General features: G+C 46.1%; 1 protein-coding gene. It reads right to left on the bottom strand.

Going from position 1 to position 1309, the window contains the following annotated elements; genetic code table 11:
• Positions 1 to 3: 3 nt before the first annotated feature.
• A protein-coding gene (locus Xmir_RS22105) for an IS3 family transposase (RefSeq protein ID WP_099116104.1) occupies positions 4 to 1256 on the bottom strand; the annotation gives its coding sequence in 2 pieces (ribosomal slippage) (positions 4 to 908 and positions 908 to 1256; 1254 coding nt in all).
• Between the last annotated feature and the right edge of the window lie 53 nt (positions 1257 to 1309).

The following is a 1309-nucleotide window of genomic DNA, read 5'->3' as shown; positions in this document are numbered from 1 at the left end:
TGTCTAGTCCTGATATACGTTGACACTTATTTTACTCATCACCGCCTGATGATGTACGTCATCGGGCGTTTGATATTTTAGGGCTAAGTGGGGTCGGTATCGATTATAAATCTCTATCGATTCACTCACCATTGTCGTCGCTTCTTTAAGATTAGCGGGCTTACAGAGTAAAAATTCGTTTTTCAGTATCCCATTGACCCGTTCTGCCAAAGCATTCTGATAACAATCGTAGCCGTCTGTCATTGAGCACATGACGGCATGGTATTCATGTAACGCCTGATAGGATTTGGAACAATATTGCAATCCCCTGTCTGAATGATGGATCAGTGATTGCCCGGTCAATTTTCGGCCTCTTAAGGCCTGTTTATACGCCTTGATGACCGAGTCTGTTTTTAGGTTATCGTGGACATGATACCCCACGATTTTACGTGACCATGCATCCGTGACCAGACTTAAATACGCCTCCCCTGTTTTCACCGGAAGGTAGGTGATATCGGCAACCCAGACTTGTTCCGGCCCCGTTGGGGTGACCTGATTGGGACCGGCTTTGAGTAAATTAGGGTGACAGTAAAAACGATGATGGCTGTGCGTCGTTTTGTGATAAACCCGCCTGGGCAGGACTAGCTGATGATGGTTTCTCAGTAAATCGAACAGACGATCACGGCCTATTTTCAAAGCACATGAGTGATACAGCAGGTGCTGAAGCTTTCTCGTGCCAATACGGGGTTGCTTGACGCGTATTAACTGGACTTGCATCAGCACCTCGTGCTCCTGCCTCGCTTTTATGGCTGCCCGCTGACATTGCTGATAATAGGCCTGGCGTGTGAGACCCAGATAACGGCAACACTGAACCACCGTGAAGCCCGCTATTTTTTTCTCTTGGATAGCCTGCCTCGTGGCTTTTTTACGATACTGACTCCATAGTCCCGTTTTAAAACCTCAACGACGGCCTCAAAAAATTCGGCTTTCTTTTCCATTTCAGTCAGTTGCTGTTCAAGTTCTTTGATGCGTTGCTCAGGTGTGAGGGAGGAGGATGTAGTCATAGGTGCTCCGTGAGGATGGAAAGGGGTACAACCCAGACTCCAATCTAACTGACCATGCTTCCTAAGCCAAACTAAAACGGTTGAACGTCCTTGAATACCGTATCGAGACTGGGCTTGTTTGTAAGTCATCTCGCCTTTTTCAACTTGTTCAACAACCGCCAATTTAAAAGCCAATGAATAATCACACTGGGTACGTTTACTTTCTGATTTCATAACACTCTCCTAAAGAGATGAAGGAAAGTGTCAACTTTATTTAGGACGGGACA

The sequence above is a fragment of the Xenorhabdus miraniensis genome, assembly GCF_002632615.1.
Note: the sequence above shows the minus strand (reverse complement) of the source record. Positions and strands in the feature narration are given on the sequence as shown.